The following is a 3,651-nucleotide window of genomic DNA, read 5'->3' as shown; positions in this document are numbered from 1 at the left end:
CAGCGCGAGGGCAAGTACGATGGGATCACGGATGGCGAACAACTGGCAAAACAGCTCACGGCCGATCTTGCCGACGTCCTTCATGACAAGCACTTGTTCGTGGGATTCGACCCCGATCTGGTGCCGCCCGACCGTGAAGTCGGGCCGCGCCCCACGACGCTGGCCGAGTGGGAGCGGATCGCGCCCCCTGATGTGCGCCAGCGTATCCTCGCGTCCAGCCTCGGCGTGGAAAAAGTCGATCGCCTGGGCCCCAGGATCGGCTACCTCGACCTTTCCGGCTTCCCGCCGCCTTTCCTCGTGGCCCCAAGATATGCGGCTGCGATGGACAAGCTCGCCGATACCGACGGTCTGATCATCGACCTGCGCAACAACCACGGCGGCACACCGGACGGGGTGGCTCTACTGGTCAGCTATTTCGTCGACGAGCGTACGCGCGTCAACGACATCTGGGATCGCGATACCGGCGTCGCCACGCAGCATTGGACGGTCGACCAGCTGGACGGCAAGCGCTATGGCGGCAAGAAGCCGGTCCTGATCCTGACGGGCCCCGGCACGATGTCGGCTGGCGAAGACTTCGCCTACACGATGCAGGCGCTGAAACGCGCCACGCTGATCGGCGAACGGACCTGGGGCGGCGCCCACCCGACACGTCCCTTCCGCCTCGGCGACCATTTTTTCGCCGCGATACCCAGTGCGCGCACCATCAGTCCCATTACCCACACCAACTGGGAAGGCGTGGGCGTCGCACCGGATGTCGCGGCGACGCCGGACAACGCGCTTGCCGTGGCAAAGGACATGCTGCAACGCCGGCTTGACGGAACAAATCGACCGTAAAAAAAACCGGGGCACATGGCCCCGGTTCCTTTACGACGTACAACGCCTGGATCAACGCTTGCGCGGCGGCGGCAGGTCGGTGCAGACGCCTTCGTAGGCTTCCGCCGCCATGCCGATCGACTCGCCGAGGGTCGGGTGCGGATGGATCGTCTTGCCGATGTCCACGCCGTCCGCGCCCATCTCGATGGCCAGCGCGACCTCGCCGATCATGTCGCCGGCGCTCGTGCCGACGATCGTGCCGCCGATGATGCGGTGAGTCTCGGCGTCGAACAGCAGCTTCGTGAAGCCTTCCGAGCGGCCGTTGGCGACGGCGCGGCCCGATGCGGCCCACGGGAAGTGGCCCTTCTCGACCTTGATGCCCTTGGCTTTCGCTTCGTCTTCCGTCAGGCCGACCCATGCCACTTCCGGATCGGTGTACGCGACCGACGGGATCACCTTCGCATCGAAGTAGGCCTTCTCGCCGTGCGCGGCTTCCGCGGCGACGTGGGCTTCATGCACGGCCTTGTGTGCCAGCATCGGCTGGCCCACCAGGTCGCCAATAGCGAAGATGTGCGGGACGTTCGTGCGCATCTGGCCGTCGACCGGGATGAAGCCACGGTCGGTGACCGCCACGCCGGCCGCTTCCGCGCCGATCTTCTTGCCGTTCGGGCTGCGGCCCACGGCCACCAGCACGAGGTCGTAGACCTGCGCTTCCGGTGCCGGCTGGCCTGCCTCGGCGGCTTCGAACGTGACCTTGATCCCTTCCGGCAGCGCTTCCACGCCGACGGTCTTGGTCTTCAACATGATGTTGTCGAAGCGGGATGCGTTGAACTTCTGCCAGACCTTGACGGCCTCGCGGTCCGCACCCTGCATCAGGCCATCCATCATCTCGACGACGTCGATGCGCGCACCCAGCGTCGAGTACACGGTCGCCATTTCCAGGCCGATGATGCCGCCGCCGATGACGAGCATGCGCTTCGGCACCTGGCGCAGTTCCAGCGCGCCGGTGGAGTCGACGATGCGCGGATCTTCCGGCACGAACGGCAGTTTTACCACAGCCGAACCGGCCGCGATGATCGCCTTCTGGAACGCGACGACCTTCTTCGCGCCGTCGGCAGCCGTCACTTCGATGTGGTTCGGGCTCAGGAATTTACCCACGCCCTGGACGACATTGACCTTGCGCGCCTTGGCCATGCCGGCCAGGCCGCCCGTCATCGTCTTGATGACTTTGTCCTTGTACGCGCGCAGCTTGTCGATGTCGACGTCCGGCTTGGCGAACGACACGCCGAGATCGGCCATGTGCGCCGTCTCGTCCATGATGTGCGCCACGTGCAGCAGCGCCTTGGACGGGATGCAGCCCACGTTCAGGCACACGCCGCCCAGCGTCGCGTACTTCTCGACGAGGACGGTGTTCATGCCCAGGTCGGCCGAGCGGAAGGCGGCCGAGTAGCCGCCGGGGCCGGCGCCCAGCACCATCATCTCGCATTCGACGTCGACCGGGCCGGTGTAGCTGGCCGCGTTCGGAATGGGTGCTGCCGGTGCCGACGGGGTCGGGTGGGCTGGAGCATACGAATCGGCCGGCTTGTTGGCCGGTGCCTGCTCGGCCGCAGCGGGTGCCGGCGCTGCAGCAGGTGCCGCGCCAGCGCCAGCGCCGGCATCGTCGACGGTCAGCAGCAGCGAGCCTTCGCTCACCTTGTCGCCGACCTTGACCTTCAGTTCCTGCACGACGCCGGCGTGGGTCGACGGGATCTCCATGCTGGCCTTGTCCGATTCGACAGTGACCAGCGACTGGTCGACCTTGATGGTGTCGCCGGGCTTGACCATCAGCTCGATGATTTCGACTTCCTTGAAATCGCCGATATTCGGGACTTTGACTTCAACGGTGCTCATGGGCTCTCCTTACAGCAGCGTCTTGCGCAGGTCGGCCAGGACATCGGCCAGGTAGGTCGTGAAGCGGGCGCCGGCGGCACCGTCGATCACGCGGTGATCGAACGACAGCGACAGCGGCAGCATCAGGCGCGGCTGGAAGGCTTTGCCATCCCACACCGGCTTCATCGAGGACTTGGACAGGCCCAGGATCGCGACTTCCGGCGCGTTGATGATCGGGGTGAACGCGGTACCGCCCAGGCCACCCAGCGACGAGATCGTGAAGGTCGCGCCCTGCATGTTTGCCGGCGACAGCTTGCCTTCGCGCGCCTGTGCGGACAGCTCGCCCATCTCGGTGGCGATCTGCGACACGGACTTCTTGTCGGCGTCCTTGATGACCGGGACGACCAGGCCGTTCGGCGTGTCGGCCGCGAAGCCGATGTTGTAGTACTTCTTGAGGATCAGCTGGCCGTTGGCTTCGTCCAGCGACGCGTTAAAGTTCGGGAACTTCTTCAGCGCGGCGACGGAGGCCTTGATCACGAACGCCAGCATGGTCAGCTTGACCGGCGACTTGGCCTTGGCATACGCGGCATTCGATTCGACGCGCAGGTCTTCCAGGTCGGTGACGTCGGCTTCTTCGAACTGCGTCACGTGCGGGATCATGACCCAGTTGCGGTGCAGGTTCGGTCCGGAGATCTTCTTGATGCGCGACAGCGGCTGCGCTTCGGTCTCGCCGAACTTGGAGAAGTCCAGCGACGGCCATGGCAGCAGGTTCAGGCCTGCGCCACCGCCGGCTGCGGCCGGAGCGGCCGTCGGGCCTGCGGCCAGTGCCGACTTGACGAAGCCCTGCACGTCTTCCTGGGTGATGCGGCCCTTCGGACCGGAACCCTTCACCTTGTTCAGGTCGACGCCCAGTTCGCGCGCGAACTTGCGCACGGACGGCGAGGCGTGGGCCGAGGCGAAGCTCGCGGC

The 3,651-nt window shown here is 65.8% G+C and carries 3 protein-coding genes; 1 reads left to right on the top strand and 2 read right to left on the bottom strand.

The window, feature by feature from the left end; genetic code table 11:
• A partial coding sequence (locus ACEN88_RS26710) for a S41 family peptidase (RefSeq protein ID WP_413344532.1) occupies positions 1 to 834 on the top strand: 834 nt, incomplete at its 5' end.
• Positions 835 to 885: 51 nt separating this feature from the next.
• On the opposite strand, the gene lpdA is transcribed toward ACEN88_RS26710, so the two are convergent.
• Together lpdA and ACEN88_RS26700 are read right to left on the bottom strand one after the other, a co-directional pair.
• Positions 886 to 2,703, bottom strand: a complete 1,818-nt coding sequence (gene lpdA / locus ACEN88_RS26705; protein ID WP_413344530.1) for a dihydrolipoyl dehydrogenase — start codon at positions 2,701 to 2,703, stop codon at positions 886 to 888.
• Between the two features lie 9 nt (positions 2,704 to 2,712).
• Positions 2,713 to 3,651: 2-oxo acid dehydrogenase subunit E2 (locus ACEN88_RS26700; protein ID WP_413344528.1), on the bottom strand; the 939-nt coding region annotated here is incomplete at its 5' end.

It is taken from the genome of Massilia sp. CT11-108 (assembly GCF_047302915.1).
Taxonomy (GTDB): domain Bacteria; phylum Pseudomonadota; class Gammaproteobacteria; order Burkholderiales; family Burkholderiaceae_D; genus Telluria; species Telluria orientalis.
Note: the sequence above shows the minus strand (reverse complement) of the source record. Positions and strands in the feature narration are given on the sequence as shown.

What these genes read in the sequence shown, in the direction of transcription:
- lpdA (WP_413344530.1), bottom strand. Translation starts at nt 2,703, where the DNA reads ATGAGCACCGTTGAAGTCAAAGTCCCGAATATCGGCGATTTCAAGGAA.